Raw genomic sequence first — 25,740 nt, forward strand, 5'->3', positions numbered from 1 at the left:
CCTGTGGGAGAGTAGGACACCGCCGGACAAACATTACGAAGAGAGCCGCCCAAAGTTGGGCGGCTCTCTTTCGTTTAGGCATACACCGAAGGCCGCCCGAGAGGGCGGCCTTTCGCCGTTAACCCGGCGGAGCGGAAGCGGCTCGGTACTCTGGAGGCATGGGGAGCCGACTCGGCGATGCGATGAGCCCCTACCTGCGCGCTCACGCCTCGAATCCGGTCGACTGGTACCCATGGGGCGAGGCGGCATTCGAGGCGGCGAGACAGCGGGACGTGCCGGTGCTGATCTCCATCGGCTACGCCACGTGCCACTGGTGCCATGTCATGGCCAGGGAGAGCTTCAGCGATCCGGCGGTCGCCGCGGTGCTCAACGAGGGATTCGTCGCGGTCAAGGTCGATCGTGAGGAGCATCCCGATGTCGATGCCAGCTATCTCGCGGCGGCGTCGGCCTTCACGCGCGAGCTGGGCTGGCCGCTCACCGTGTTCGCCTCGCCGGAGGGGCGCGCCTTCTATGCCGGCACCTACTTCCCGCCTCGTGATGTGCGCGGGGTTCCCTCATTCGGCAGCGTGCTCGCAGCCGTCAGTGCTGCGTGGCGTGAGCGGCGTGCAGAGCTCGACGCGACGGCGTCGGCTGTCGCCGAGGCGTTGGCGGCGGCATCCGCTGTTCGAACCGACGGCGAGCTGCCGGGCCGCGCCGAACTCGACGGCGCGGTCGCGACGCTCGCAGCGGGGGAGGACCGGGTGCACGGCGGGTTCGGCGGTGCGCCGAAGTTCCCGGTCGCGCCGGTGCTCGAGTTCCTGACCGCGGCGGGTGGCGCCGGCCGGGCGCTGGCAGAGCGCACCGTGCGGCTCATGGGTGCGTCGCCGCTGCACGATCCGGTCGACGGCGGGTTCTTCCGCTACGCGACGCGGGCCGACTGGAGCGAACCGCACTACGAGCGCATGCTCACCGACAACGCACTGCTGCTGCGGGTCGCGACCGAGCTCGGGCGGGCGCGGCCGAGCGACGAGCACACGGGCTCGATCGCCGACGGGGTCGCACGATTCCTCATCGACCGGTTGCAGCTGCCGAGCGGCGGGTTCGCGAGCGCGCAGGACTCCGAGAGCGTGATCGACGGCGAGCGGAGCGAAGGCGGCTACTACCGTCAAGACGCCGAAGGACGGGCGCGGCTCTCGCCGCCGCCGCTCGACGAGAAGGTGCTGACGGGATGGAACGGTCTCGCGATCGGCGCGCTCGCAAGGCACGGCTTCGTGCGCGCCGATGCGCGTTCGCTCGAGGCGGCGCGGCGCAGTGCCGACGTGCTGCTGGCCACGCACGTGCGGCCCGACGGCAGCCTGGTGCGGGCCTCGCTCGACGGGCGGGCCTCGTCGGCCGTCGCCACCCTCGAAGACACGGGCATGTTCGCCGGCGGGCTGCTCGAGCTCGCCGTGGTGACCGGTGAACACGGTTACGCGGTCGCGGCGCGCACCCTCGTCGACACGGCGATGGCGGCCGCGCGCGCCGGCGGCGGTGAGGGTCGCCTTCCGTTCGCAGCACCCGCCGGGGCGGATCCCGTGTTGCGGGCGCGCGGCCTCGAGATGCCCGACGACCCCGCGGAGGGCGCAGCGCCGTCGGGGCTCACGGCGTGCGCGGATGCCGCATGGCGCCTGTATCTGCTCGGGGCCGGGGATGCGTACCTCGAATCGGCGGAGCGGGCGATGGCGTCGGTCGCGGGCATCGCGCTCGAACGGCCGCTCGCCTTCGGCGGATCACTCGCGCTCATGGCAAGACTGGCGGCTCCCGTCGTGCAGCTCGTGACGGTCGTACCGGATCGCGCGGACATCGGGGGTACCGACACTGGCGGCACCGAGACCGGCCGCGCCGACGTCGACGCAAGCGCGGCGCCGGAGGAGCCCGCGCTCTTGGCCGCGACCCGGTCGCACGAGGCATCCGTCGCCGTGATCGTCGACGAGCGGCAGGCTCGCGAGTTCGCCGCGGCCGGCTTCTCGCTGTTCGAGGAGCGCACCGCGCGGAACGCGACTGCGGTCGCCTACCGCTGCGAGGCGTTCGTCTGCGCGCTCCCGGTCGAGGATCCGTCGATGCTCGGCGCGCTCGGTCCGCGCGAGTGAGGGTGCCGAGCATCGGCGTGCGCACGCCAACTCCGGGATCCGTACGATGAGAGCATGACGCAGCCCACGAACGCGCGACCCGGCGCGATCACGACCGCGGCGGTGCTCGATGCAGCGCTCGTCGTCGTCTTCGTCTCGATCGGACGGACGAGTCACGCCGAAGGGCTCGAGTTCGCGGGCATCGCCGGCACCGCGTGGCCCTTTCTCGCAGCGCTCGCGGCCGGCTGGCTCGCGGCGCGGGCGTGGCGGCATCCGCTCGCCGTCTGGCCGACGGGTGTCGTCGTCTGGTCCGTGACTGTCGTCGGGGGCATGCTGCTGCGCGCGGTGAGCGGGCAGGGCACGCAGTTCGCGTTCATCGTCGTCGCGACGCTGACGCTCGCCGCGTTCCTGCTGGGCTGGCGGTTCATCGCATCGCTCGTGACCCGTCGTTCGCGTGTTGCTGCCGCCGACGCCTCTCGAACCGATCCCGCATGAACCCGATCGAGTGGCTCTTCGACGCCCAGCTCGTCATCGGCGATCAGGTCATCCTCTGGCGGGAGATCGTCGGCAACGTCTTCGGGCTCGCGAGCGCGCTCGGCGGCCTGCGGCGCAAGGTCTGGGCGTGGCCGGTCGGCATCGTCGGCAATGCGCTGCTCTTCACCGTCTTCATGGGTGCGCTCTTCGAGACCCCGAATCCCGTGAACCTGCTCGGCCAGGCCGGCCGGCAGCTCATGTTCATCGCCGTCTCGATCTACGGCTGGGTGCGCTGGTCGCAGCACAAGCAGGTGAGCGACTCGGCCGTCGAACCACGGTGGGCGAGCGCACGGGCCCGCATCCTGCTCGGCGTCGCGCTCGTCGGCGGCACGCTCGTGCTCACCCCGATCTTCCGCGCCCTCGGCTCGTTCGAACCGGTCTGGGCCGACGCGTGGATCTTCATGGGCTCGCTGCTCGCGACCTGGGGGATGGCGAAGGGCTGGACCGAGTTCTGGCTCATCTGGGTCGCCGTCGACATCGTCGGCGTGCCCCTGCTCATCAGCGCCGGGTACTACGCCTCTGCGCTGCTCTACGTCTTCTACGGGCTGTTCACGATCTTCGGCTTCATCACCTGGATGCGCGTGCAGCGACGGGCTACCAGCGCGACGGAACCCGGTCGAGCACCAACCACACCGCAGAGCTGAGCTCGGGGTGCTCGAGGGCGATCTCGCGCAGCAGCTCGTACTCGAACTTCGCGACGTCGCCCTCGCGAGCGGCCGGGTGGTAGGCGCGGGCCCGCACCGTGCGCCAGCGCTCGGAGTGGAGCCGGTCTTCTCGCAGCGTCGCGACGACCTGCTCGTCGACCGACGGCAGGTCGGGCAGGAACACCCACGGGTCTTCGCCGAGTCGGCATCGGAGCTCGATGAGCGCCGAGAGCTCGTCGCGTGCGTCTTGACGCAGCCGTTCGAGCGTCGTCGACTCTGCCATGCGCGCCTCCCCTCGCCTCGATTCGATCGTAATCAACGCTAATCGCACCGTGTGACGGCAGGGTTACAGAGCGCAACCCGACATGTACGCCAGATGACGAATCGATGACGGTCGGCATCGTCATGGCCCCGAGCGACTGGTTGAATGGTGCGCACTGCCGGGAGCTGACGCGCCGGCCGACCGGAGAGGCACGAGATTTTGCAGTACCTGATCCTGCACGGATACGAGAATCGGCGCCCCGACGGGCACTGGCAGCGATGGCTCGCCGCCGAGCTCGAGGCGAGCGGGGCATCCGTTCGCTACCCGCAGCTGCCCGAGCCCGACGAACCCGTGCTCGACGACTGGATCGCGGCGATCGAGCACCAGCTGGTCGGCACCGATGCCCGCTCGCTGACCGTGGTGTGCCACAGCCTCGCCTGTGCGGCCTGGCTGGCGCTGGCAGCGCGACGAGCGGCCGCAGGGCGAACGGATGCCGCCGCCGCACGTCTGCTGCTGGTCGCCCCGGTCTCGGACCCGGTGCTCCGGGGGATCCCGCAGATCGCGGGCTTCGCACTCGACAGCGAGGCGGTGCACTCGGCGGCCGAGCAGGTGCTCGTGGTCTCGGGCGATGCCGACCCGTACTGCCCCGAAGGGGCGGAGCGCCTCTTCTCAGCGCCACTCGGTGCGGAGCACGTCACCGTGCCGAGCGGCGGGCACCTCACGATCGACGACGGATTCGGCCCGTTCCCCCTCGTGCTCGAGCTCGCGACCCGCTGAGCGCGCCGCGGCGCGGGTGCGCTTGAATGGTTCGATGAGCATCGAGCCGAAGCCAGCGTCCCTCACCGTCGCAGATGAGGCTCGAGCCGGCGAACTGCTGCGGCTGCTCCGTGCCGACCTGACCGCTGCGCGCTTCACGGTCGCGGCGCTCGAGGCGCTGTGGGGTGACGCCGCTGCGGCCGCGCTGCACCGGGGAGAGCGCGTGCCCGCACGGCGGGTGCTCGATGCGCGTCGGAGCGAGCACGGGGCATCCGCCGGCCTCGCGACGCTCGCCGAACTCTTCGTGCTCGGGGTCGCCGTGCCGCGGCACGAGCTCGCCGAGGCACTCGCCGGGCTCGGGGTCGAGGGGGCGATCGAGCTCGGGCTCGTCGGCGAGGTCGGCGAGAGCGGCGTGGGCGGCGACGGGGTCGACCCCCGCCGCGAGGCATCCGTTCGCGCGCGGCTCGACCTGCGGCCGTACGCGTTCGTCGACGCGTACGGCCGCGGGGAGTGGTGGATCATCTCCGACCTCGGCGAGCTCGCCCTCGGCCACGCGCTCGGGGAGCAGCACGTGCTCGGCGTGGGAGGTGCGTCGATGACGCTCTCGGGGCTCATGCTGCCGACCCCGGCGAGCCGCGTGCTCGATCTCGGCACCGGCTGCGGGATCCAGGCGATGCACGCCTCGAGGTTCGCCGAGCACATCGTCGCGACCGACATCTCCGAGCGTGCGCTCGAGATCGCGCGACTGAACCTCGTGCTGAACGGCATCGACAACGTCGAGCTGCGGCTCGGCAGCCTCTTCGAGCCCGTCGCGGGGGAGCGGTTCGACCGCATCGTCTCGAACCCACCCTTCGTCATCACGCCGCGCATCGAGGGTGTGCCCGAGTACGACTACCGCGACGGCGGCATGGTGGGCGACGCGATCGTCGAAGCGGTCGTTCGCGGGGCGCACGACCACCTCGAACCCGGCGGCATCGCCCAGCTGCTCGGCAACTGGGAGTACCGGAGCGCGACCGCTGCCACTGCCGGCACCGACGTCGGTGCCGACGGCCTCGAGCGAGTCGGCGACTGGGCCGCCGACGTCGAGCACTGGGTGATCGAGCGCGAGGTGCAACACGTCACCGAGTACGCGGAGACCTGGATCCGCGACGGCGGCACGAGGCCGGGCGCCGCCGACTTCGACCGGCTCTACGACGTCTGGCTCGACGACTTCGCCGCGCGCGGCGTCGAGCGCGTGGGCTTCGGCTACGTGCTGCTGCGCCGAGCGGATGCCGCGGCATCCGCTGCACCCGAGGCGCGGCTCGCTCGGCTCGAGCGCCTGCACGGACCGCTCGGCGCGAACGAGGCCGGGCTCGGCGCCCATCTCGCCGAGTGCCTCGCGGGGCGCGATCGTCAGGCCGCCCTCGATGACCGCGCGCTCGCCGTCACCCGGTTCACGACCGCCGGCGATGTCACCGAGGAGCGCCACTACTGGCCGGGCGACGACGACCCGACGGCGATGCTGCTGCGTCAAGGCGGCGGCTTCGGGCGCACGATCAGCCTCGACACGGGGCTCGCGGCCCTCGTCGGCGCGAGCGACGGCGAGCTGTCGGTCGGTGCGATCGTGGCCGCCCTCGCCCAGTTGCTCGAGGTCGACGAATCGGCGCTCGCGGCCGAGCTGCTGCCGGCGGTGCGCACGCTCGTCGACGACGGCATGCTGCGCTTCGCCGACTGACCCGACTGAGCCGACTGAGCCGGCGGGACCCGCGGTTCGGTCAGACCGTGCCCGCGGGCGGCCAGACGCCGATGATGAGCGCCATCACGACGACGGTGACGAACTCGTGCCCGATGTTCAGGATGGTCAGGCCGGGCGGCCGGCCCTCGAACACGTCGTGGGTGATGAATCGTGCGGCGGTGAACCCGGCCCAGAGCATGAGGCCCGTCGTGAACGCCATCAGCAGGTAGTTGCCGCCGAGCGCCGTCCATGCGACCTGGGTCGCGATCGCGAGCACCCACGCCGAGATGAAGCTCACGATGAGTGTCGTGAGGATCGGCCCGACGGCTCCGCGCTCGCCGGAGTCGTCGACCTTCGCGACGCGCATCCAGTAGTTGCCGAAGACCTTCGGCGTGTACCAGATCGACCCGACGAGCATCGTCGACAGCGTCGCGACGATCACGGCCCAGTAATTCACATCGATCAGCATCTCAGCGCCCCCTCGGAGTCACGCGCTCGGCCACGGAGATCTTCACGTCGATCAGCATCTCAGCCTCTCGCGCGACCCGCTCGGGGCCCTGTGGTCGGCAGTCTAGACCCGCGTACAGCCGCGCCGCGGTATTCTCGTGGTCGCACATCCGAAAGCGAGCCCATGCCCGACAGTCCGCTCTCCGCCTCACCGTACGAGGTGCTCGGCGTCGCGTCCGACGCCGACGAGGCGACGCTGCGGCTCGCCTACCGACGAGCGCTCCGGAGCGCGCACCCCGACACGGGCGGCGACGTCGTGCGCTTCCACGCCGTGCAGCTCGCGTGGGAGCTCGTCGGCACCCCTGATGCGCGAGCGCTCTTCGACCGTGGTGCCCGCGGCGGCATGCCGGCGCCGAGCCACGAGGCGTGGGCGCCCGCCGCACCGAGGCCGCGCCGCGACTCGCGCCCGCTCGCCCGCACGTACGGCCACCCCGGTGGGCTGTCGCGCGAGCGCTACCTCGGGCTGATCCGGGAGTGGGCGGGCCGCGGCGTGACCCTCGAGGACCCCTACGACCCAGGGCTCGTTCGGAGTGCGCCCCGCGACATCCGTCACGTGCTCGCCGATGCGCTCGCCGAGGAGGCGAGCGCTCGCTCCCTGTCGACGCTCGGCATCGCCTACACGGTCTGGCACGACGTGGCGACGGATGCCGCGGGCCACGGCCTGCCGCCGAAGCTCGACCACCTCGTGCTCGGGCCGACGGGGCTGTTCGCGATCCAGTCCGAGGACTGGGGCGGGCCGGTCGCGATGAAGCGCGGTGAACTCGTCGGCGCCGCCCTCGACGGCGAGCGGCCCATGCGTGCGCTCGCCGCCCGCGCGAAATCGATCGGCCGGGCGGCGAAGGTCAAGCCGACGGCGCTCGTCATCGTCGTGCCCGACGAGCACGCCGACGAGTCCCTCGAACTCGGCGGCACCAACCGCGGCGCCGTCGTGGCCCTCGTACGCCGCTCGCGTCTCGCGAGCGCCGTGCGCGATGGCCTGCCGGGATCCGCCCATCTCGGCGGCACCGAGGTCATGGAGGTTCGCTCGCGCCTGCAGGCAGTCGTGCGCTTCGCCTGAGCGTGAGAGCCCTCGCGGCAGCACCGTCCAGTACCGGCAGTCGTGCGCTTCGCCTGAGCGGAGTCTGGCTTCTGCGTGCGACGTTCAGCGCGGCAACACCGTCAGCACCCGGGTGGTGAACTCGAGGAATCGCGCGAGATAGGTCTCGAGGAACTCGCGCGTGCTCTCGACGGTGACGTCGCCCTCGTCGGTGATGAGGCCGGGCTTCATCTGGATGTACGCCTCGGGCGCGTTCATCTGCGGCGCGTCGCAGAAGCTCAGGATGCTGCGGAGCTGCTGCTGCGCGACGGCCGTGCCGATCGCACCCGACGAGGCGCCGATGACGGCTGACGGCTTTCGGCTGAGGGCGTTGTCGCCGAACGGACGGCTCGCCCAGTCGATCGCGTTCTTCAGCGCTCCGGGCAGCGAACGGTTGTACTCGGGGGTGACGAAGAGCAGCGCATCGACGTCGGCGAGTGCCCGCTTGAAGTCGCGGGCGACCGGCGGGTAGTCGACGTCGAAGTCGCGGTTGTAGAGCGGCAGCTGCCCGATCTCGATCTCGGTGAACTGGAACTGGTCGGGCGCGAGGCGCATGAGTGCCGTCGCGAGCCGGCGGTTGATCGACTCGGTCGAGAGGCTTCCGATCAGGACGCCGACCGAATACGGCGGCTCGTGTTCGTACGTGATCGGCATCGCCCTGTCCTTCCTCGAGAGGGTGTCTGCAGTCCACACTGCTCCTCGAGCGGCGAGGTGTCGAGGGGTGAACTCGACCCCGGGCCGTCGGCGGTGTTGGATGGGAGGATGCCCGCATCACGCACTGACGCCCACATCGCCGACTTCGCGGAGTTCGTCCGCGCCTCACCGTCGTCGTACCACGCGGCCGCCGAGGTCGCTCGCCGTCTCGAGGCCGCGGGCTTCGACCGGCTCGACGAGCGCGAGGAATGGCCTTCGGCCGGCGGCCGCCACGTGGTGGTGCGCGACGGAGCCGTCATCGCCTGGGTCGCCCCGGCGTCAGCCTCGGCCACGACGCCGTTCCGCGTGCTCGGCGCCCACACGGACTCGCCGTCGTTCAAGCTGAAGCCGGGTCAGGGATCGAGCTCGGAGGGCCTGCTGCAGGCCGGCGTCGAGGTCTACGGCGGGCCGCTCCTGAACTCCTGGCTCGACCGCGAGCTCGAACTCGCCGGTCGCATCGTCACCGACGACGGCGCCTCGCACCTCGTGCGCACCGGCCCGATGCTGCGCATCCCGCAGCTCGCCATCCACCTCGACCGCGAGGTCAACAAGGGACTCACGCTCGACAAGCAGCGCCACGTGCAGCCGGTGTGGGGCGCGGGCGGTTCGGGAGACGTGCTCGAGGTGCTCGCCGCCTCGGCCGGCGTCGACGCCGACCGCATCGCCGGCCACGACGTGCTCGTCGCCGACACGCAGGCGCCCGCGAGGTTCGGCCTCGACGACGCCCTGTTCGCGTCGGGTCGCATGGACAACCTGAGCTCGGTCTACGCCGGACTCGTCGCCCTGCTCGAGGCGCCCGCCGACGCCGGTCATGCGAGCGTGCTGGCGGCCTTCGACCACGAGGAGCTCGGCTCCGAGTCGCGTTCGGGCGCGAGCGGGCCGTTCCTCGATGACGTGCTCGTGCGCATCGGCGCCGGCCTCGGCGCCGGCGACATCGAGCGCCGACGTGCGTACGCGGCATCCTGGATCGTCTCCTCCGATGCCGGCCACGCCGTGCACCCGAACTATCCCGAGCGGCACGACCCGGCGAACCGGCCGTCGCTCGGCGGCGGACCGCTGCTGAAGCTCAACGCCAACCAGCGCTATGCGAGCGACGCCGAGGGCGCGGCCCTGTGGGCGGAGGTGTGCCGGCGCGCAGGAGTTTCGACGCAGCCGTTCGTGTCGAACAACTCGATCCCGTGCGGCTCGACGATCGGCCCGCTCTCGGCGACCAGACTCGGCATCCGCACGGTCGACGTCGGCGTGCCGCTGCTCTCGATGCACTCGGCACGGGAGCTCGCGCACGTCGACGACCTCACCGCCCTCGGCGCCGCGGTCACCGCCTTCTTCGCCGGCTGACACCCGCAGTGGCGGGATGTCGCGCCACGACGGCGCGATTTCTCCTGCCTTCGACCCGCGACGGGTGACAGGGTGAACAGCATGACCGAGACGATCACGGCCACGCAGCCGGCACCATCACCCGCACCCTCGCGAGCGCCCGAGCTCTTCGCGCACGTCGCCGATCGTGACGCCGCGATCGCGCATTTCCGCGGCCGGCTCGCCTTCGAGACCGACGTGTCGGATGTCGCCGCCGCGCTCGCCGAGTCGGACCGTGGCTTCGTGCTCGTCGACACCCGGAGCGATGCCTCCTGGGCGCAGGGTCACGTGCCCGGCGCCGTGCACCTTCCGGGCCGGCGCATCGCGGCCGAGGCGGGGTCGCTCTTCCCGGCCGGCACCCCGGTCGTCGTCTACTGCTGGGGCCCAGGCTGCAACGGCGCGACGCGCGCGGCGCTCGAATTCGCGCTGCTCGGCTACCCCGTGAAGGAGATGCTCGGCGGCTTCGAGTACTGGGTGCGCGAGGGGTTCGCGTACGACACCGCAGGCGGCCCGGCGCAGCTCGCAGCCGACCCGCTCACGAACGTCGCCGAGGCGGGACTCGGCGGCGGCTCCGTCGCCGACGGCGTGATCAGCTGCGCCTGCTGACGGCGGCGCGCCGAGCACGGGCGGGCGCCGGCCGGGACACCGGCGCCCACCCGGCAGTCGCCTGAGACTCGCCGGCCGGTGCTGCTTCAGCGCAGGGGGCCGCGCCGGCTCTCGAGCCAGAGGGTGTGTTCACGCAGGCCGTTCCGCACGGCGGCCTTGATGATCAGGTAGCCGATCCACAGCATGAGCGCGAGCACGGCGAGGTAGATCACGAGGCCGATGACGAGGCCGATGAGGCCGGCGCCCCAGAACAGTTCGGGCATATTCGGGTCGGGGGTGTCCATCTGCACAGCGTGCCAGACGCTCGCGAGTCGCGCGAGAGTCCCGATCGGGGGACACCGGTGCCGTGAGCGCTGTCAGCGCTGATTCGCCGCCCTCAGCACTCGATGACGTTGACGGCGAGTCCGCCCTCGCTCGTCTCCTTGTACTTCGTCATCATGTCGATGCCGGTCTGCCGCATGGTCTCGATGACCGTGTCGAGTGAGACCACGTGCGTGCCGTCGCCGTGCAGCGCGAGCCGTGCGGCCGAGACGGCGGTCGACGAGGCGATCGCGTTGCGCTCGATGCACGGCACCTGCACCAAGCCCCCGACGGGGTCGCAGGTGAGGCCGAGGTGGTGCTCCATGGCGATCTCGGCGGCGTTCTCGATCTGGCGCGGGGTGCCGCCGAGCACGGCGCAGAGTGCGCCGGCCGCCATCGCGCAGGCGGAGCCGACCTCAGCCTGGCAGCCGCCCTCTGCACCCGAGATCGAGGCGTTCTTCTTCACGAGGGAGGCGATCGCGGCCGCCGTCAGCAGGTAGCGACGGATGCCCGCGGCATCCGCGCCGGGGACGAACTTCAGGTAGTAGTGGCCGACGGCCGGGATGATGCCGGCCGCGCCGTTGGTCGGTGCCGTGACGACCCGGCCGCCTGCGGCGTTCTCTTCATTCACCGCGAGCGCGAACGCGTGCAGCCACTCGGTCGAGGTGTCGCGCAGGTGCTCGTCGCGGTCGTACTCCTCGAGCCGCTGCCGCACGAGCGCGGCGCGGCGCTTGACCCGCAAGCCTCCGGGCAGCGTGCCGTCGGCCGACAGCCCGTTCGAGACGCACTCGGCCATGGCCGCCCAGATCGCGTCGAGACCGTCGTCGATGCCCTGTTCGCCGTGCACGGCGACCTCGTTGTGCCGGGCGACGTCGCACAGGGAGACGTCGTGCTCCTCGCAGAGCGCGAGCAACTCGTCGGCGCTGGAGTAGGGCAGGGGATGCCGCAGCGCCTCGGCCTCGGACGCCGTCTCGCCCTCGCGGCGGATGAACCCGCCGCCGACGGAGTAGTAGGTGTCTTCGGCGAGGGGGAGCGGTTCGTCGCTCCAGGCCTGCAGCGTCATCGCGTTGGGGTGGCCGGGCAGGCGGGTGCGCGGTTCGAGGCTCACGTCACCGCGGAGCATCCGGATCGCATGCGTGCCCGCGATGCGCACCTCGGCGCCGTCGTCGCCGAGGCCCGACCAGGCGCCGCGCACCTCGTTCGGGTCGCAGTCGTGCGGTTCGAGGCCCGCGAGGCCCGCGACGACCGCGTCAGGGGTGCCGTGGCCGAGGCCCGTGGCACCTAGGGAGCCGTAGAGCGAGCACGTGATGCGGGTGACCCGGTCGAGCACGCCGTCGCTCGCGAGTCGTTCGGCGAACGCCCGTGCGGCCCGCATCGGGCCGACGGTGTGGGAACTCGAGGGGCCGATCCCGATCGAGAAGAGATCGAGGGCTGAGACGAACGCTGTCACACCTCAAGGCTACGCGGGGCGCCGCGCAGTGTTGTGGCGGGAATTCGCAGAATCCTGCGCATCCGGCGTTCCGGGCGCGCGTTCGGAGCATGATCCGCGATGCGCACGCACGTCGTTGGTTCGCGTCGTTTTCGCGCCCAGCGAAGCGGGCGCCGGGTAGGCGCCGCGATCGTAGGCTGGAAGGCGATGCAGCACGACACCGCCTCCTTCACCATCCGCCCGATCCGCGACGGCGACGCCGCCGCCGAGCCCGCCCTCATCGCCGCCGCGTTCGCCGCAGGTCCGTACGGTCACCTGCCGGTGAGCGCCGAGCGGCGTGCGTTCGAACGGGATGTGTCGGGACGCGCGGCATCCGGTGCCGTGCTCGTCGCCGAGGGCATCGAAGACGACGGGCGGCTGCTCGGCACGTCGAGCGTGCTGCGCGCCGGCACGCCGTACGCGCGGGTCGCGGCGGGCGACGAGGCCGAGGTGCGCCTCGTGGCCGTCGACCCCACCGCACAAGGCGCCGGCCTCGGCGAGGCCCTGATGCGCGCGAGCATGGAGACCGCGCTCGGCTGGGGCGCGGACGCGCTGCTGCTCGACACGGGCGAGCTCAACACGCGCGCCCAGGCGCTCTACGCGCGGCTCGGGTTCGACCGCCTGCCGGAGCGTGACGAACGCTTCGGGGAGGTCGTGGGGTTCGCCTACCGCTTCGCCCTGCAGGAACGGGGCGACATCCGTGTGCGGCTCATGCGCCCCGATGAGATCGAGGCGGTCACCGCGCTCGTCGAGGGCGCGTACGCGAGCGACTTCGAGCTCAGCGACGCCTACCGCGCCGACATCGTCGCGGTCGCCGACCGCGCACGCGACCACCAGGTCTGGGTGGCGACGGATGCCGCGACCGGCGCGCTCCTCGGCACGGCATCGACCCCCGTGGCGGGCGCGACGATCTCACCGCTCGCGCGGGGCGGAGAGCTCGACTTCCGGTTCCTCGGCGTCGCCGCGGACGCCCGTCGTCGCGGCGTCGGCGAAGTGCTCGTCGCGCACGTGCTGCGACTCGCGCGCATCCGCGGGCTCGAGCGGGTGGTGCTGAACACCGGCCCCGACATGCTCGCGGCGCAGCGACTCTACGACCGACTCGGATTCGAGCGGCTGCACGAGCGCGAGTTCACGTTCGAGCGCCCCGACGGCACGAGCTTCCTCATGATCGCCTACGGGCGGGACGTCGCTGCGGCGTGAGCCATCGGCGGCGGGGTCATTCGGTCGTGACCGGGCCCATGCGCGCCATCCACTGCTCGGGGTGTTCGAGCGCCGCGAAGCCGAACCGTTCGTAGAGACCGTGCGCGTCGGCGGTCGTGAGGCCGATGCGGCGGAGGCCGAGTGGTTCGAGCGTTTCCATGATGCGCTCGATGAGCGCCACGCCGACACCGCGGCCGCGCGCCTCGCCGTCGACGAACACGTCGCACAGCCAGGCGAAGGTCACGCCGTCGGTGATGACCCGCGCGTAGGCGAGCTGCGCGCCGCTCGCACGGTCGTAGATGCCGTAGTTGCGCGATGCGGCGATCGCGGCCTCGTGGGCCGCGCGCGAGCGGCCGAGCGCCCAGTACGACTCCTCGGCGAGCCAGGTGTGCACCCGGTCGAGGTCGAGGCGTGCGGGGTCGTCTGAGAAGTCGAGGTCGTCGTGCATCCCTCGATGAAATCGCTGGCGGCGCGGCCGGGAAACGGCCAATCCCGGGTCGGTGGCTCGTTTCGTTCTGCGAGACTGGCGAGATGTCGTCGACTGACGCCCGCCAGGCCGTGCCCGCTCAAAGGGGTCGCCGTGCGGTCCGCGTGATCCTCGCGGTGCTCGTCGTGCTCGCCCTCATCGTCGTGGGGTTCCTCGTGTGGGCGAAGACCGTGATGCAGGGTGAGCGGCCGGCGTCGCTCGAGGCGTGGACCGACGAACGCGTGAGCATCGAGTCGTACGACGACTCGGTCGTCATGGCGCCGGTGGACGGCGCGACCGATCGCGGCCTCGTCTTCATACCGGGCGCCAGGGTGGACCCCTACGGGTACCTGGCCAAGCTCGTCGACGTCGTCGCCGAGACCGGAACGACGGTCGTCGTCACCAAGCCGGTCCTGAACCTGGCGTTCTTCGACCAGCGGCCGCTCCAGACGTTCACGCGGCACGCACCCGACGTGTCGGAGTGGTACGTGGGCGGCCATTCGCTCGGCGGGGTGCGCGCGTGCATGATGGCGGCCGACGGCGAGGTCGCGGGCGTCGTGTTCTTCGGCTCCTACTGCGCGAACGACCTCAGCGCGTCGGGCCTTGCGGTGCTCAGCATCTCGGGCAGTGACGACGGGCTCAGCACGCCCGGGAAGATCGAGGGCGCCGCGCACCTGCTGCCCGCCGACGCGACGTTCGTCGAGATCGAGGGCGCCAACCACGCGAGCTTTGGAGACTACGGAGTGCAGCCGGGCGACGGTGTCGCGACGGCATCCGACCGCGCGGTGCGCGACGAGATCGCGCGTGCCCTCTCGGAGTTCTGGGGCGTGCAGGAGGAATAGCGGCTTCCTCGCACCCTATTGAGCAACTCTGGTTGACAAACTGCACATAAGCAACTTAGGTTGCTTCTATGACCCCGCCCCCACCGACGCAGCAACCTCCCGACCCCACCGGAGCCGAGGCCGACGACCTCGCCGCCGTCGTCGCGCTGCGCGAGCTCGCCGACCGACTCGAAGACGCCGCCGTCGAACGCGCGATGCGAGCCGGATGGAGCTGGGCGCAGGCCGCGGAGGCGCTCGGTGTCACCCGGCAGGCCGTGCACAAGAAGCACCACCGACGGCTCGAGGCCGCCGGCATCGAACTGAGGAGACGCAATGCCTGACCGCCTGGAGGACCACGCACTCGATCCGACGCTGAAGGAGGTCATCATCCGCGCGATCGACGAGGCGATCGACCGCGGCGCATCCAGCGTCGAGGCCGAGCACCTGCTGCTCGCGATCTCGGCCGGACACGACCTCGCCGGCGGCGCGCTCGCCGAGTTCGGCCTCGACCACGATGGCGTCGACGCCGCGCTCCGCGGCGAACGCGAACGGTCGTTGCGCGCGGCCGGCATCGAGCCCGTCGCCGAGGAGCGCCTCGTCGCGACGCGGAAGTCGCGACCGGTCTGGGGATCGACGGTGCGCGAGGCGTTGCGGCGTGCGGACTTCACCGCTCATCGCGGTCGCCGCCGGGTCGAGCGCGAACGACTCGCGGTCGCCGATGCGCTCGTGGGCATCCTGCGCGCCGACCTCGGCACCGTGCCGCGTGCGCTCGCCTACGCGGGCGTCGATCGCACGGCGCTCATCACCCGACTCGAGCAGCACTGACGATGACCGGCGACGTTGCGATCGAGGTCGAGGGGCTTCGCATGCGCTACGGCACGAACGACGTGCTGCACGACCTGTCCTTCCAGGTCGGCCGTGGGGAGGTGCTGGCGCTCCTCGGCCCGAACGGGGCGGGCAAGACCTCGACGATCGAGATCCTCGAGGGGTTCCGCATGCGGTCGGCCGGCCGGGTCGACGTCTTGGGAGTCGACCCCGCCCACGGCGGCGAGGACTGGCGTGCCCGCATCGGCGTCGTGCTGCAGTCGTGGCGCGATCACGCCAAGTGGCGTGTGCGCGAGCTGCTCGACTTCCAGGGCTCGCTGTACGAGCCGTATTCGACGGCCGGGATCCGCCGCCCATGGGAGGTCGACGAGTTGCTCGCGGCGGTCGGCCTGACCGAGCATGCCGACACGTCGGTCAAGATGCTCTCCGGCGGGCAGCGGCGGCGGCTCGACGTGGCGATCGGGCTCGTCGGTCGCCCCGAGCTGGTGTTCCTGGACGAGCCGACGACCGGCCTCGACCCGAAGGCGCGACGCGACTTCCACGCGCTCGTGCGGCGGCTTCGCGACGAGCTCGACATCACCGTGCTCATCACCACCCACGACCTCGACGAGGCCGACAAGCTCGCCGATCGCATCGTCATCCTGACGGGCGGCCGCATCGTCGCGAACGGCACCGCCGACGACCTCTCGCGCCAGATCGTGGGGCGCGACCGCGTCAGCTGGGCGCAGCAGGGCGAGCGCTCGGTGCGACACGTGGACGACTCGACGGCCTTCGCGCGCGAACTGTTCGCCCGGCACGGCGACGAGATCAGCGAGCTGGAGGTGCGGCGCGCGTCGCTGGAGGACACCTACCTCGAGCTCGTCAGAAACGCGGAGGCGCCCATGGCAGAGCCCGCCGAGGCATCCCGATGAGCGCGGCGATGACCGCCGTCCGCTCCGGTGCCCGGCGCGGCGTGATCGAGCTGCGGCAGGCCTTCACCGGCATGGAACTCGTGGGCCAGTTGCTCTGGCCGGTGGCCACGCTCGTCGCCGTCTTCTTCCTGCGCGACCTGCCGATCGGCGACACCGGGTACGGGCTCGGCATGATCATCCTCCCGGGCGCGCTCGGCATGTTCGTCGCGCTCGGGCTGCTGCTCGTCGTGCAGCAGCTCGCCGCCGACCGCGAAGACGGCACGCTGCTGCGCGCCAAGGCGACACCCGGCGGCATCCGCGCCTACCTCGTCGGCAAGATCGTGCAGATCTCGGCGACGATCCTCGCGTACCTCGCGATCCTCCTGGTTCCGGGGGTGTTCCTCGTCGACGGGCTCGACCTCGCCGACCCGGTGTCGTGGGTCACCTTCGCGTGGGTGCTCGTGCTCGGCCTCGTGGCGACGCAGACCATCGGGGCCATGCTCGGCTCCTTGATCTCGACTCCGCGCGGTGCAGGCTACCTCTCGCTCCCGGTGCTCGGCCTGATCGCGATCTCGGGTATCTTCGCCCCGATCACGGGTCTGCCCGAGTGGCTGCAGGTCGTCGCGCAGCTCGTCCCGATCTATTGGCTCGGCCTCGGCATGCGCGCCGCGTTCCTCCCCGACGAGGCGGTGGTCGTCGAGATCGGCGAGTCGTGGCGGCTGCTCGAGACGGCTGCGGTGCTCGGAGCCTGGTCGATCGCCGGGCTCATCCTGGCGCCCATCGTGCTGCGACGGATGGCGCGGCGGGAGTCGGGCTCGCGCGTCGCCGAACGCCGTGAACGAGCGCTGCAGCGAGTCGGGTGACGCAGGCCGTGGTGGCGCGGACCCGATCGAGATTGTTGACCAATCGGGTCGGAGCACCGTAGGTTGCCACATAACACCCGGCTTGCGACGGAAGGACCTCCTTGTGAAATCCAGAATTCTCGCCCTCGTGGGCTCGGTGGCCATTGCGGCACCGCTGGCGCTCGGTGCGACGACGACGGCCAGTGCTGCGCCGAACGACAACCCGCCGGTCTCGCTCGTCGACGACGTCACCGCCCCGATCTACGACTACGCCGGCGCCATCCGCGAGACGGTGTGGGTCACCGCCCCCGATCTCGACGGCGACGGTGTCGACGAGCGCATCGCGACCGACATCATCCGCCCCAGCGAGCTCGACGGCAACGCGCGGGTCCCGATCATCATGGACGCCAGCCCGTACTACCTGAGCTCCGGACGAGGAAACGAGGCCGAGCGCAAGGTCTACGACGCCGACGGCGAACTCGTCAAGTTCCCGCTCTACTACGACAACTACTTCGTGCCCCGCGGATACGCCTTCGTCGCCGTCGACATGGCGGGCACCGCCCGTTCGACCGGCTGCACCGACGAGGGCGGCCGCTCCGACATCGAGTCGGTCAAGGCGGTCGTCGACTGGCTGAACGGCAGGGGGCTCGCTCACGACGCCGCCGGCGCCGTCGTCGACGCCGACTGGAGCAACGGCAAGACCGGCATGATCGGCAAGTCCTACGACGGCACCCTCGCCAATGGTGTCGCCGCCACGGGCGTCGAGGGCCTCGAGACCATCGTGCCGATCAGCGCGATCAGCTCCTGGTACGACTACAACCGCTGGCAGGGCGCCGTGAAGTCGTTCAACTACCCGAGCAGCCTGTCGCGTTCGGTCGCGTCGAATCGCACGATCGCGACCGACTGCACGGCTCGACTGGACTGGATGAACGCCAACGACGGCGACGAGACCGGCGCCTACACCGACTTCTGGGCCGAGCGCGACTACCGCGAAGGCAGCTTCTACGACGTGTCGAAGGTCACGGCCAGCGTGTTCATCATGCACGGCCTGCAGGACAACAACGTCAAGACGATGAACGCCTCGAAGTGGTGGGAGGACCTCGGCGAGCAGGGCGTCGACCGCAAGATGTGGCTCACCCGCCTCGGGCACGTGGACCCGTTCGACTCCGAGCGCGCCCTGTGGGTCGACACCCTCCACCGGTGGTTCGACCACGAACTCATGGACGTCGACAACGGCATCGATCGCGAGCCGGTCGTGAGCGTCGAGACCGCACCGAACCAGTGGGAGCAGTCGAACACCTGGCCGATCTCGTCCGCCCGCACGCAGACGCTGAACCTGCACGCCGACGGCACGCTGATGCTGGGCAAGCAGGACCGCTCAACCGCCAGCTACATCAACTCGACCTCGCTCAGCGAGGCGAACGCGGTCAAGCTCGGCGACAACGCGAACCGGCTGCAGTTCCTCACCGGCACGACCAAGCACGACGTGCGGATCTCGGGCACGCCGACCGTCGACCTCGACGTCACCCACACCGCCCCCGTCGGGCAGGTGTCGGTCATGCTGGTCGACTACGGCGTGATGGATCGCGTGAGCGCCTCGGGCGACGGCGCGCAGACGCTGACCACCGAGACGTGCTGGGGCCCGGCGACCGCGACCGACGACGCGTGCTACCTGGACGTCGCAAAGCGCATCTCGAGCACCGAACTGCAGGTGGTGGCTCGCGGCTGGGCTCGCCTCGATGGAGCCGGCAACCACCGGGTCACGGTCGAACTGGCGGCCAACGACGTCGTCGTGCCGGCCGGTCACCAGCTCGGCCTCGTGATCAGCGGCAGCCGCAACGGCGTCGTGGCCGTCGACACGGCCGCGACCACCTACACGGTCGACCTGAGCGGTTCGCAGCTGAACCTTCCGGTCTCCGGCCCGATGGCCGGCTTCGGCCCGGGGCACCTGACGGAGAAGGACACCGCGACCCTCAGCCCGGGAACCCTGCCCGACCTCGACGCGACGGTGTGGCCCGGCCACTGATCCGGCCGCAGACGAGCGCCGCCGATCGCACCGAGGTGCGGTCGGCGGCGCTCGTCTGTCAGCGAACCGTCTTGCGCGACGTGATCTGCCCGGTGTCGAAGCCGAGCAGGTGCAGGCCGCCGTGGAAGCGGGCGTGCTCGACCTTGATGCACCGGTCCATGACGACGGTGAGGCCCTTCGCCTCGCCGTCGTAGGCGGCCTCCTGGTTCCAGATGCCGAGCTGCACCCAGATGGTCTTCGCGCCGGCCGCCACGACCTCGTCGACGACCTGCGGGATGTCGGAGCCGCGGCGGAACACCACGACGATGTCGGGCACCTCGGGTAGGTCGGCGAGGCTCGCGTAGGCGGGCTGGCCGAGGATCTCGGTCTCCATGGGGTTCACGAAGTAGAGCCGGTAGTCGCTCGACTGCTGCAGGTACGTGCCGACGAAGAAGCTCGAGCGCTGCGGCTTCGGCGAGGCGCCGACGATCGCGACCGACTTCGCCGCGTTCAGGATCTTCAGCCGCTGCTTCGCGTCGGGACCCGTCCAGGTGCGCTGCGACTTCAGCAGCTTCGCGAGCGGCGAGCTCGCCGGCAGTTCGCACGAGAGGCCGTTGACGAGGCGCACGGTCTCGAGGTCGCCGGCTTCATGGGCAGCGGATGCCGCGGCATCCGTCGTCTCGGTCACTGTGCTCATCGTGCTGCTCCCGTCGCGATCGTGAGGGCCTGGTCGAGGTCGTCGATGATGTCCTCGACATCTTCGATGCCGACCGAGAGTCGCACAACCCCGGGCAGGACGCCTGCGTCGACGAGCTGCTGTTCGGTCAGCTGCGCGTGCGTCGTGGAGGCGGGGTGGATGATGAGCGTCTTCGCGTCGCCGATGTTCGCGAGGTGGCTCGCGAGGTTGACGTTCTCGATGAGCGCCTGGCCGATCGCCCGGCCGCCCTTCACCTCGAAGCTGAACACCGAGCCGGGGCCCTTGGGCAGGTACTTCAGCGCGCGGTCGTGATGCGGGTGGTCGGCCAGGCCCGCCCAGAGCACGCGCTCGATGCGCGGGTCGGCGTCGAGCCACTCGGCGACGATGCGGGCGTTGTCGATGTGCGCCTGGATGCGGTACGGCAGCGTCTCGACGCCCTGCGCGAGCAGGAACGCGGAGTGCGGGGCGAGGGCGGGGCCGATGTCGCGCAGCTGCTCGGCGCGGAGCCGCGTGAGGAACGCGTACTCGCCGAAGTTGCCCGACCACTGAAGGCCGCCGTAGCTCGGCACGGGCTGGCCGAAGAGCGGGAACTTGTCGGAGTGCCAGTCGAAACGGCCCGACTCGACGACGACGCCGCCGAGGGTCGTGCCGTGGCCGCCGAGGAACTTCGTCGCCGAGTGCGTGACGATGTCGGCGCCCCACTCGATGGGCCGGTTCAGGTACGGCGTGGCGATCGTCGAGTCGACGATGAACGGGATGCCGTGCGCGTGCGCGACGTCGGCGAGGGCCTCGAGGTCGGCGATCTCGCCAGACGGGTTCGCGATCGTCTCGACGAAGAGCGCCTTCGTCTTGTCGGTGATCGCGGCGGCGTAGTCGGCGGCGTCGGCCGACTGCAGGAACGTCGTCTCGATGCCGAAGCGGCGGAGCGTGACATCCAACTGGGTGATCGAGCCGCCGTAGAGGTTCGCCGACGCGACGATGTGGTCGCCCGTGCCCGCGAGGCTCGCGAAGGTGATGTACTGCGCGGAGAGGCCGCTCGCGGTGGCGACTGCGCCGAGGCCGCCCTCGAGGCTCGCGACGCGCTCCTCGAAGCTCGCGACCGTCGGGTTCGCGAGCCGCGAGTAGATGTTGCCGTACTTCTGCAGCGCGAATCGCGCGGCCGCGTCGGCGGTGTCGTCGAAGACGTAGGCGCTCGTCTGGTAGATCGGCAGCGCGCGGGCGCCCGTCACCTGGTCGGGGATGTTGCCCGCGTGGATGGCGCGGGTCTTGAAGCCGTATTCGCGGTCTGCCATGCGGCCACGCTAGTGCCGGCGGCACCGGGCCGGGCCCGTCGGCGTAACGCGAGGCAACGGATGCCGCGAGGGCCGGACGGTCGACCCGCGCGGACGACCGCTCGGGTCGAACCGATACCGTGAGGCGCATGATCCTCGAACATGCGCTGCTGCCCGTCGTCCCCGGCCGCGAGGCCGACTTCGAAGCGGCGTTCGCCGAGGCGAAGTCGATCATCGCGGGCATGCCCGGCTTCATCGGGCTGCGCCTCTCGCGCTCGATCGAGACGCCGAACGAGTACCTGCTGCTCGTCGAGTGGGAGAGCGTCGAGGCGCACGAGACCGGCTTCCGGGGCTCGCCCGAGTACGGTCGCTGGCGCGAACTCCTGCACCGGTTCTACGAGCCCTTCCCGGTCGTCGAGCACTTCGCCGAGGTCGCCCGCGCGGAGTGAGTCCAGCGGGCACTGCACAGTGCCTGCCCAGCGGCGATCGCTACGATCGTCACAGGCCGCCGACTGCGGCCCCGGACGAGGGATCAGTACCCGGAACGCGACAAGACTGGCCACGGGAGTGAATCAGTCATGGCTTGGGTCATCCTCATCGTGTCCGGCGTGCTCGAAGCCGTCTGGGCCACCGCACTCGGCAAGTCCGAGGGCTTCACGAAGCTCTGGCCGTCGGTCGTCTTCTTCGGCGCGCTCGCGCTCTCGATGGCGGGTCTCGCCTGGGCGATGCGCGACATCTCGACCGGTACCGCCTACGCCGTCTGGGTCGGCATCGGTGCGGCGCTCACGGTCGTCTGGGCGATGATCACGGGCGATTCGGATGTCTCGTGGGTCAAGATCGCCCTGCTGATCGGGCTCGTCGGCTGCGTCGTCGGCCTCAAGTTCGTCGACGGCGGCGCCGGCCACTAGGCCTGCCCCGGCGCCATCGCCCCAGTGGCTGTCACGTCGACCGGTGGTCGGTATGTAAAAAATCATTGACATCATGTCACCTGCGCTTTACATTGAGTGTAAATAATCTTTGACACGCGAAGGAGTCGGCCATGTCGTACGAGGAGAAGGGCACGTGGATCTACCTCGTGGTCGCCGTCGTGGGCAGCACGGTGTACCTCTCGATCGTGCTGCCGCAACTGCTCGGCGGCACACCGGCCGAACAGGTCGACTACGTGCCTGCCATGCTCTGGGTGATCGGCGGCGCGATCGTCGCCGGCATCGTCGGGCGCATCCTCGTCGAGATGTTCTCGCCGAGCGAGAGCACGCGGGGCGACATCCGCGACAAGGAGATCGACCGCTTGGGTGAGCGGGTCGGCAACTCGTTCGTCGTGATCGGCGCACTGGGCGCGCTCGTGCTCGCGATGCTCGACGCCGACGGCTTCTGGATCGCGAACACCGTCTACCTCTGCTTCGTGCTCTCCGCCGTGCTCTCGAGCGTCACGAAGCTCGTCGCCTACCGCAAGGGGGTGCCGGCGTGGTGAAGCCGACGAGGGTCACGAACGAGATCCGTGCCCTGCGGTTCCGGGCCGGCGAGATGACCCAGGCCGAGCTCGCGAAGCGACTCGGCGTCACCCGGCAGACCATCATCGCCATCGAGCAGGGCCGCTACTCGCCCTCGCTCGAGATGGCCTTCCAGCTCGCGCGGATCTTCGGGGTGCCGCTCGACGACGTCTTCCAGTACCCCGATCACGCGGCAACGGACTCGGAGGAGTCGGCATCATGAGGATCGCAGTCTACGAACGGTACGGCCCGCCCGAGGTCGTGCACCTGCAGGAGGCCGCCGAACCGGTGCCGGGTGCGACCGAGGTGCTCGTGCGCGTCGAAGCGAGCACGGTCGGCGCCTCCGACGCCGCCGGGCGCAACGGCACCCCGCGCTTCGCCCGTCTCTTCTTCGGGCTCACGACGCCGAAGCACCCGGTGCTCGGTTCCGACTTCGCCGGTGTGATCGAACGCGTCGGCGACGGCGTGACCCGGTTCGCGCCGGGCGACCGGGTCTTCGGCACTCTCGCGCCGGCGATGGGCGCGCACGCCGAGCTCGTGACGATCGCCGAGGATGCAGCGATCGCACGCATCCCCGAGAGGCTCACTGCCGCCGAGGCGGTTGCGACGGTCGACGGGTTCCTCACGGCGCTGCCGTTCCTCCGCGATGTCGCAGCGGTGACGCCCGGTCAGGTCGTGCTCGTGAACGGGGCCTCCGGCACCGTGGGTTCGGCGGCCGTGCAGCTCGCGAGGCACTTCGGAGCGACCGTCGTCGGCGTGTGCGGCCCGGCGAACGCGCCGCTCGTCGCCTCGCTGGGCGCCGACCCTGTGATCGACTACACGGGAGAGGACTTCACCGAGGCGCGAGGCGCCTACGACGTCGTCTTCGACGCGGTCGGCAAGCGCTCGTTCCGGGCGGCGCGCCGGTCGCTCACGGCCCATGGCATCTACCTCACGACGGTGCCGTCGGCCGCGATCCTCGTGCAGTGGCCGGTGACGCGGTGGTTCAGCCGCGGGCGGCGAGCGGCGATCGCCTTCACGGGGCTCCGCGACATCCGGCTGAAGGCGGCCGAGCTCGCCCTGCTCGTCGAGCTCATCGAGGCCGGGGAGTTCGTGCCGGTCATCGATCGCACCGTCGCGTTCGACGACATCGCCGAGGCGCATCGACGGGTCGACACCGGTCACAAGGCCGGCAGCGTCGTGATCGCCATGTCGCCGGCGGACGAGCGGGCGAAGGTGACGCCGGCGGCGTCGGCGTCTGAGACGCGAGCGACCCGATGAGGGCGATCGTGCAGCACCGCTACGGCGGCCCCGAGGTGCTCGCGCTCGCCGAGGTCGACACGCCGACGCCTGCGGCCGATGAAGTGCTCATCCGCGTCGAGGCCGTCGCCGTCAGCATGGGCGACGTGCTGCTCATGCGCGGCGAGCCTCGAGCGGTGCGACTCGCGTTCGGCCTCCGCCGCCCGAGACGGCCGATCATCGGTCGGGATGTCGCGGGCGAGGTCGTCGCGGTCGGCACCGCCGTCACGCGATTCGCCGTCGGAGACGCCGTCTTCGCGGAGTCCGACCAGGGCGGCTTCGCCGAGTTCGTCGCGGTGGCCGAGCGATTCGTCGCCGAACGACCCGCCTCGGTCGACGCGGTGCACGCGGCGGCCGTCGTCGTCTCGGGCACGACGGCCCTCCAGGGCCTGCGTCTCGCGGGCGCCCGGCCCGGCCAGCACGTGCTCGTCAACGGCGCCTCGGGCGGCGTCGGCGGTTTCGCGGTGCAGCTCGCGAAGGCGCTCGGCACCGAGGTGACCGGGGTCAGCCGCGGTGCGAAGGCCGAGCACGTGCGTGCGATCGGCGCCGACCACGTGATCGACTACACGGCCGAGGACTTCACCGCGAACGCGGGACGCTACGACGTCGTCTTCGACCTCGTCGCCGACCACCCGCTCGGCAGGGTGCGCCGCTCGCTCACGCCGCGGGGCACGCTCGTGCTGTCGTCGGGCCGGGGCGGCACGATGCTCGGGCCGATGCGACGGTTGGCCGCGGCATCCGTCGTCTCGCCGTTCGTGTCGCAGCGACTGCGCCCGCTCGCGGCCGTGCGCAGCGGCGACGACCTCGCCGAGCTCGCGCGCCGCATCGATGCCGGCGAGGTGCGACCGGTCGTCGACCGCGTCTTCCCGCTCGAGGAGGCGGCCGCAGCGGTCGCCATGCTGGAGTCGGGCGAGGTGCGCGGCAAGCTCGTCATCGCCGTCTGAGGTGCTGGAATGCCGGTCAGCCGAGCAGCACGGCGCCGTAGGCGAGGCCCGCGACGAGCACCCACGAGGTGAGGCCGACGACGAGTGCGCGCCATCCGGTGCTCGCGAGTTCGCCGAGCCTGATCGAGGCGCCGAGCGCGAAGAGCGCCATCGCGAGCACCGCGGTCTGCAGGATGTCGGCGCCCGTCAGCACCCACTCGGGCAGCGGCACGAACGTGTTCAGCAGCACGGCGGCGAGGAACCCGGCGACGAAGAGCGGCACGATCGCGGGCCGGGCCCCCTCGACGTCGACCGCCCGTCGCCGCTCGACGGCGGCGGTGATCGCGACCATCGGGGCGAGCATGAGCACGCGGGTGAGCTTCACGACGACGGCGACCGCGAGGGCCGCAGTGCCGGCGATCTGCGCCGTCGCGACCACCTGGCCGACGTCGTGTACGCCCGCGCCGACCCAGTGCCCGAACTGCACGTTCGAGAGGCCGAGCGGATGCCACAGCGCCGGCAGCACCGCGATGGCGAGCGTGCCGCACAAGGTGACGAGGGCGACCGGCACGGCCTGCTCCTCGTCCCGCGCGCGCACGGCCGCGCCCATCGCGCCGATCGCCGAGGCGCCGCAGATCGAGAAGCCGCTCGCCACGAGGAGCGGCTGGTGGCCCGGCAGCCCGAGCGCACGGCCGAGGCCGATCGTGCCGACGAAGGTGAGCACGACGACCGCGATCGTCGTCGCGATCGTGACCCAGCCGAGCGATGCGATGTCGACGAGGCTGAGTTTGAGGCCGAGCAGCACGATGCCGATGCGGAGGAGGCGACGGGAGGCGACCCGCATGCCAGGCGCGAGGCTCCCGCCGAGCGCGGGCCGGAGCGCCGGGATCTGACCGACGACGATGCCGAGCGCGACCGCGGCCGTCAAGAGGGGAACGGCGGGGAACGCCAGATGCGCGAGCCAGGCGATCAGGGCCGCGGATGCCGCGACGACGAGTCCCGGCAGCAAACGACGCACCTCTCCACGCTA

At 71.1% G+C, this 25,740-nt stretch carries 30 protein-coding genes and 1 riboswitch; of the genes, 21 read left to right on the forward strand and 9 right to left on the reverse strand.

The window, feature by feature from the left end; all coding sequences use genetic code 11:
- The first annotated feature begins 158 nt into the window (after positions 1–158).
- Genes VPH61_RS17730 through pnuC form a run of 3 tightly spaced genes read left to right on the forward strand, consistent with a single transcriptional unit; the run spans position 159 to position 3,265 of the window.
- Entirely contained in the window at positions 159–2,108 is a 1,950-nt protein-coding gene (locus tag VPH61_RS17730; RefSeq protein ID WP_332064842.1) for a thioredoxin domain-containing protein, read from the forward strand.
- Positions 2,109–2,162: 54 nt separating this feature from the next.
- On the forward strand, positions 2,163–2,582 hold the full coding sequence (locus VPH61_RS17735) for a DUF3054 domain-containing protein (RefSeq protein ID WP_332064843.1): 420 nt from the start codon (positions 2,163–2,165) through the stop codon (positions 2,580–2,582).
- A complete protein-coding gene (gene pnuC, locus VPH61_RS17740) occupies positions 2,579–3,265 on the forward strand; it encodes a nicotinamide riboside transporter PnuC (RefSeq protein WP_332064844.1) in 687 nt (228 codons plus the stop codon). Before VPH61_RS17735 ends, pnuC begins: the two co-directional genes overlap by 4 nt.
- On the opposite strand, the gene VPH61_RS17745 is transcribed toward pnuC, so the two are convergent.
- Positions 3,216–3,548, reverse strand: coding sequence for a hypothetical protein (locus VPH61_RS17745; RefSeq protein ID WP_056014879.1), 333 nt, complete (start codon positions 3,546–3,548; stop codon positions 3,216–3,218). The two genes, pnuC and VPH61_RS17745, sit on opposite strands and share 50 nt — an antisense overlap.
- A gap of 198 nt (positions 3,549–3,746) precedes the next feature.
- Between VPH61_RS17745 and VPH61_RS17750 the strand changes: the two genes are divergently transcribed.
- Positions 3,747–4,304 carry an RBBP9/YdeN family alpha/beta hydrolase gene (locus tag VPH61_RS17750; RefSeq protein WP_332064845.1) on the forward strand — a complete coding sequence of 186 codons (558 nt, stop codon included), beginning with the start codon at positions 3,747–3,749 and terminating at the stop codon, positions 4,302–4,304.
- 34 nt (positions 4,305–4,338) lie between these two features.
- A complete protein-coding gene (locus VPH61_RS17755) occupies positions 4,339–5,997 on the forward strand; it encodes a DUF7059 domain-containing protein (protein ID WP_332064846.1) in 1,659 nt (552 codons plus the stop codon).
- A gap of 40 nt (positions 5,998–6,037) precedes the next feature.
- Here the strand turns inward: VPH61_RS17755 and VPH61_RS17760 are convergent, their stop codons facing one another.
- Positions 6,038–6,466, reverse strand: a complete 429-nt coding sequence (locus VPH61_RS17760; RefSeq protein WP_332064847.1) for a DUF1761 domain-containing protein — start codon at positions 6,464–6,466, stop codon at positions 6,038–6,040.
- 162 nt (positions 6,467–6,628) lie between these two features.
- On the opposite strand from VPH61_RS17760, the gene VPH61_RS17765 reads away from it, so the two are divergent.
- Positions 6,629–7,561 (forward strand): J domain-containing protein, encoded by a 933-nt coding sequence (locus tag VPH61_RS17765; RefSeq protein WP_332064848.1) that lies wholly within the window; start codon positions 6,629–6,631, stop codon positions 7,559–7,561.
- Between the two features lie 84 nt (positions 7,562–7,645).
- Here VPH61_RS17765 and VPH61_RS17770 read toward each other — a convergent pair whose 3' ends face one another.
- Positions 7,646–8,233: an NADPH-dependent FMN reductase gene (locus VPH61_RS17770; RefSeq protein WP_332064849.1), complete on the reverse strand. Its 588-nt coding sequence runs from the start codon at positions 8,231–8,233 to the stop codon at positions 7,646–7,648.
- 108 nt (positions 8,234–8,341) lie between these two features.
- Between VPH61_RS17770 and VPH61_RS17775 the strand changes: the two genes are divergently transcribed.
- On the forward strand, positions 8,342–9,610 hold the full coding sequence (locus VPH61_RS17775) for a M18 family aminopeptidase (RefSeq protein ID WP_332064850.1): 1,269 nt from the start codon (positions 8,342–8,344) through the stop codon (positions 9,608–9,610).
- Positions 9,611–9,691: 81 nt separating this feature from the next.
- A complete protein-coding gene (locus tag VPH61_RS17780) occupies positions 9,692–10,234 on the forward strand; it encodes a rhodanese-like domain-containing protein (protein ID WP_332064851.1) in 543 nt (180 codons plus the stop codon).
- 86 nt (positions 10,235–10,320) lie between these two features.
- On the opposite strand, the gene VPH61_RS17785 is transcribed toward VPH61_RS17780, so the two are convergent.
- Both VPH61_RS17785 and VPH61_RS17790 read right to left on the reverse strand, forming a co-directional pair.
- Positions 10,321–10,518: a hypothetical protein gene (locus tag VPH61_RS17785; protein ID WP_332064852.1), complete on the reverse strand. Its 198-nt coding sequence runs from the start codon at positions 10,516–10,518 to the stop codon at positions 10,321–10,323.
- 92 nt (positions 10,519–10,610) lie between these two features.
- Positions 10,611–11,984 (reverse strand): L-serine ammonia-lyase, encoded by a 1,374-nt coding sequence (locus VPH61_RS17790; protein WP_332064853.1) that lies wholly within the window; start codon positions 11,982–11,984, stop codon positions 10,611–10,613.
- A 186-nt stretch (positions 11,985–12,170) separates the two neighbouring features.
- On the opposite strand from VPH61_RS17790, the gene VPH61_RS17795 reads away from it, so the two are divergent.
- Entirely contained in the window at positions 12,171–13,202 is a 1,032-nt protein-coding gene (locus VPH61_RS17795; RefSeq protein WP_332064854.1) for a GNAT family N-acetyltransferase, read from the forward strand.
- Between the two features lie 16 nt (positions 13,203–13,218).
- Here VPH61_RS17795 and VPH61_RS17800 read toward each other — a convergent pair whose 3' ends face one another.
- Positions 13,219–13,650, reverse strand: a complete 432-nt coding sequence (locus VPH61_RS17800; RefSeq protein ID WP_332064855.1) for a GNAT family N-acetyltransferase — start codon at positions 13,648–13,650, stop codon at positions 13,219–13,221.
- A gap of 83 nt (positions 13,651–13,733) precedes the next feature.
- Here VPH61_RS17800 and VPH61_RS17805 point away from each other — a divergent pair, with 83 nt between their 5' ends.
- From VPH61_RS17805 to VPH61_RS17830, 6 genes are all read left to right on the forward strand, one after another.
- Complete coding sequence (locus VPH61_RS17805; RefSeq protein ID WP_332064856.1) at positions 13,734–14,510, forward strand: alpha/beta hydrolase; 777 nt, start codon at positions 13,734–13,736, stop codon at positions 14,508–14,510.
- A 68-nt stretch (positions 14,511–14,578) separates the two neighbouring features.
- On the forward strand, positions 14,579–14,830 hold the full coding sequence (locus tag VPH61_RS17810) for a helix-turn-helix domain-containing protein (RefSeq protein WP_332064857.1): 252 nt from the start codon (positions 14,579–14,581) through the stop codon (positions 14,828–14,830).
- Positions 14,823–15,314, forward strand: coding sequence for a Clp protease N-terminal domain-containing protein (locus tag VPH61_RS17815; protein ID WP_332064858.1), 492 nt, complete (start codon positions 14,823–14,825; stop codon positions 15,312–15,314). The genes VPH61_RS17810 and VPH61_RS17815 overlap by 8 nt, the downstream gene beginning before the upstream one ends.
- Before the next feature lie 2 nt (positions 15,315–15,316).
- Entirely contained in the window at positions 15,317–16,225 is a 909-nt protein-coding gene (locus VPH61_RS17820; protein ID WP_332064859.1) for an ABC transporter ATP-binding protein, read from the forward strand.
- 8 nt (positions 16,226–16,233) lie between these two features.
- The gene (locus tag VPH61_RS17825; protein WP_332064860.1) at positions 16,234–17,067 is read left to right on the forward strand and encodes an ABC transporter permease; all 834 of its coding nucleotides are present in this window, start codon (positions 16,234–16,236) and stop codon (positions 17,065–17,067) included.
- Between the two features lie 103 nt (positions 17,068–17,170).
- Positions 17,171–19,072, forward strand: coding sequence for a CocE/NonD family hydrolase (locus VPH61_RS17830; protein WP_332064861.1), 1,902 nt, complete (start codon positions 17,171–17,173; stop codon positions 19,070–19,072).
- 58 nt (positions 19,073–19,130) lie between these two features.
- On the opposite strand, the gene VPH61_RS17835 is transcribed toward VPH61_RS17830, so the two are convergent.
- A complete protein-coding gene (locus tag VPH61_RS17835; RefSeq protein ID WP_332064862.1) occupies positions 19,131–19,748 on the reverse strand; it encodes a CoA-binding protein in 618 nt (205 codons plus the stop codon).
- Complete coding sequence (locus VPH61_RS17840) at positions 19,745–21,040, reverse strand: O-acetylhomoserine aminocarboxypropyltransferase/cysteine synthase family protein (RefSeq protein WP_332064863.1); 1,296 nt, start codon at positions 21,038–21,040, stop codon at positions 19,745–19,747. The genes VPH61_RS17835 and VPH61_RS17840 overlap by 4 nt, the downstream gene beginning before the upstream one ends.
- A gap of 128 nt (positions 21,041–21,168) precedes the next feature.
- Between VPH61_RS17840 and VPH61_RS17845 the strand changes: the two genes are divergently transcribed.
- The 6 genes from VPH61_RS17845 to VPH61_RS17870 all read left to right on the forward strand — a co-directional run bounded on the left by VPH61_RS17845 (position 21,169) and on the right by VPH61_RS17870 (position 24,731).
- Positions 21,169–21,468, forward strand: coding sequence for an antibiotic biosynthesis monooxygenase family protein (locus VPH61_RS17845; RefSeq protein ID WP_332064864.1), 300 nt, complete (start codon positions 21,169–21,171; stop codon positions 21,466–21,468).
- A 50-nt stretch (positions 21,469–21,518) separates the two neighbouring features.
- A riboswitch (guanidine-III (ykkC-III) riboswitch) is annotated at positions 21,519–21,583 on the forward strand.
- A 14-nt stretch (positions 21,584–21,597) separates the two neighbouring features.
- Positions 21,598–21,927 (forward strand): DMT family transporter, encoded by a 330-nt coding sequence (locus VPH61_RS17850; RefSeq protein ID WP_332064865.1) that lies wholly within the window; start codon positions 21,598–21,600, stop codon positions 21,925–21,927.
- A gap of 131 nt (positions 21,928–22,058) precedes the next feature.
- A complete protein-coding gene (locus VPH61_RS17855) occupies positions 22,059–22,490 on the forward strand; it encodes a hypothetical protein (RefSeq protein ID WP_332064866.1) in 432 nt (143 codons plus the stop codon).
- On the forward strand, positions 22,484–22,732 hold the full coding sequence (locus tag VPH61_RS17860) for a helix-turn-helix transcriptional regulator (protein ID WP_332064867.1): 249 nt from the start codon (positions 22,484–22,486) through the stop codon (positions 22,730–22,732). Before VPH61_RS17855 ends, VPH61_RS17860 begins: the two co-directional genes overlap by 7 nt.
- Complete coding sequence (locus tag VPH61_RS17865) at positions 22,729–23,769, forward strand: NAD(P)-dependent alcohol dehydrogenase (protein WP_332064868.1); 1,041 nt, start codon at positions 22,729–22,731, stop codon at positions 23,767–23,769. Before VPH61_RS17860 ends, VPH61_RS17865 begins: the two co-directional genes overlap by 4 nt.
- Before the next feature lie 8 nt (positions 23,770–23,777).
- On the forward strand, positions 23,778–24,731 hold the full coding sequence (locus VPH61_RS17870; RefSeq protein WP_332064869.1) for an NAD(P)-dependent alcohol dehydrogenase: 954 nt from the start codon (positions 23,778–23,780) through the stop codon (positions 24,729–24,731).
- A 16-nt stretch (positions 24,732–24,747) separates the two neighbouring features.
- Here the strand turns inward: VPH61_RS17870 and VPH61_RS17875 are convergent, their stop codons facing one another.
- On the reverse strand, positions 24,748–25,728 hold the full coding sequence (locus tag VPH61_RS17875; protein ID WP_332064870.1) for a YeiH family protein: 981 nt from the start codon (positions 25,726–25,728) through the stop codon (positions 24,748–24,750).
- Positions 25,729–25,740 lie beyond the last annotated feature (12 nt).

Origin of the sequence: Agromyces sp. CCNWLW203 (assembly GCF_036576125.1) — a bacterium.
Taxonomy (GTDB): Bacteria; Actinomycetota; Actinomycetes; order Actinomycetales; family Microbacteriaceae; genus Agromyces.

Bases quoted from the DNA above. Each gene is read 5' to 3' on its own strand.
- VPH61_RS17730 (WP_332064842.1), top strand. From the start codon at position 159: ATGGGGAGCCGACTCGGCGATGCGATGAGCCCCTACCTGCGCGCTCAC.
- VPH61_RS17735 (WP_332064843.1), top strand. From the start codon at position 2,163: ATGACGCAGCCCACGAACGCGCGACCCGGCGCGATCACGACCGCGGCG.
- pnuC (WP_332064844.1), top strand. From the start codon at position 2,579: ATGAACCCGATCGAGTGGCTCTTCGACGCCCAGCTCGTCATCGGCGAT.
- VPH61_RS17745 (WP_056014879.1), bottom strand. From the start codon at position 3,548: ATGGCAGAGTCGACGACGCTCGAACGGCTGCGTCAAGACGCACGCGAC.
- VPH61_RS17755 (WP_332064846.1), top strand. From the start codon at position 4,339: ATGAGCATCGAGCCGAAGCCAGCGTCCCTCACCGTCGCAGATGAGGCT.
- VPH61_RS17760 (WP_332064847.1), bottom strand. From the start codon at position 6,466: ATGCTGATCGATGTGAATTACTGGGCCGTGATCGTCGCGACGCTGTCG.
- VPH61_RS17765 (WP_332064848.1), top strand. From the start codon at position 6,629: ATGCCCGACAGTCCGCTCTCCGCCTCACCGTACGAGGTGCTCGGCGTC.
- VPH61_RS17770 (WP_332064849.1), bottom strand. From the start codon at position 8,233: ATGCCGATCACGTACGAACACGAGCCGCCGTATTCGGTCGGCGTCCTG.
- VPH61_RS17775 (WP_332064850.1), top strand. From the start codon at position 8,342: ATGCCCGCATCACGCACTGACGCCCACATCGCCGACTTCGCGGAGTTC.
- VPH61_RS17780 (WP_332064851.1), top strand. From the start codon at position 9,692: ATGACCGAGACGATCACGGCCACGCAGCCGGCACCATCACCCGCACCC.
- VPH61_RS17785 (WP_332064852.1), bottom strand. From the start codon at position 10,518: ATGGACACCCCCGACCCGAATATGCCCGAACTGTTCTGGGGCGCCGGC.
- VPH61_RS17795 (WP_332064854.1), top strand. From the start codon at position 12,171: ATGCAGCACGACACCGCCTCCTTCACCATCCGCCCGATCCGCGACGGC.
- VPH61_RS17800 (WP_332064855.1), bottom strand. From the start codon at position 13,650: ATGCACGACGACCTCGACTTCTCAGACGACCCCGCACGCCTCGACCTC.
- VPH61_RS17805 (WP_332064856.1), top strand. From the start codon at position 13,734: ATGTCGTCGACTGACGCCCGCCAGGCCGTGCCCGCTCAAAGGGGTCGC.
- VPH61_RS17810 (WP_332064857.1), top strand. From the start codon at position 14,579: ATGACCCCGCCCCCACCGACGCAGCAACCTCCCGACCCCACCGGAGCC.
- VPH61_RS17815 (WP_332064858.1), top strand. From the start codon at position 14,823: ATGCCTGACCGCCTGGAGGACCACGCACTCGATCCGACGCTGAAGGAG.
- VPH61_RS17820 (WP_332064859.1), top strand. From the start codon at position 15,317: ATGACCGGCGACGTTGCGATCGAGGTCGAGGGGCTTCGCATGCGCTAC.
- VPH61_RS17825 (WP_332064860.1), top strand. From the start codon at position 16,234: ATGACCGCCGTCCGCTCCGGTGCCCGGCGCGGCGTGATCGAGCTGCGG.
- VPH61_RS17835 (WP_332064862.1), bottom strand. From the start codon at position 19,748: ATGAGCACAGTGACCGAGACGACGGATGCCGCGGCATCCGCTGCCCAT.
- VPH61_RS17840 (WP_332064863.1), bottom strand. From the start codon at position 21,040: ATGGCAGACCGCGAATACGGCTTCAAGACCCGCGCCATCCACGCGGGC.
- VPH61_RS17845 (WP_332064864.1), top strand. From the start codon at position 21,169: ATGATCCTCGAACATGCGCTGCTGCCCGTCGTCCCCGGCCGCGAGGCC.
- VPH61_RS17850 (WP_332064865.1), top strand. From the start codon at position 21,598: ATGGCTTGGGTCATCCTCATCGTGTCCGGCGTGCTCGAAGCCGTCTGG.
- VPH61_RS17855 (WP_332064866.1), top strand. From the start codon at position 22,059: ATGTCGTACGAGGAGAAGGGCACGTGGATCTACCTCGTGGTCGCCGTC.
- VPH61_RS17865 (WP_332064868.1), top strand. From the start codon at position 22,729: ATGAGGATCGCAGTCTACGAACGGTACGGCCCGCCCGAGGTCGTGCAC.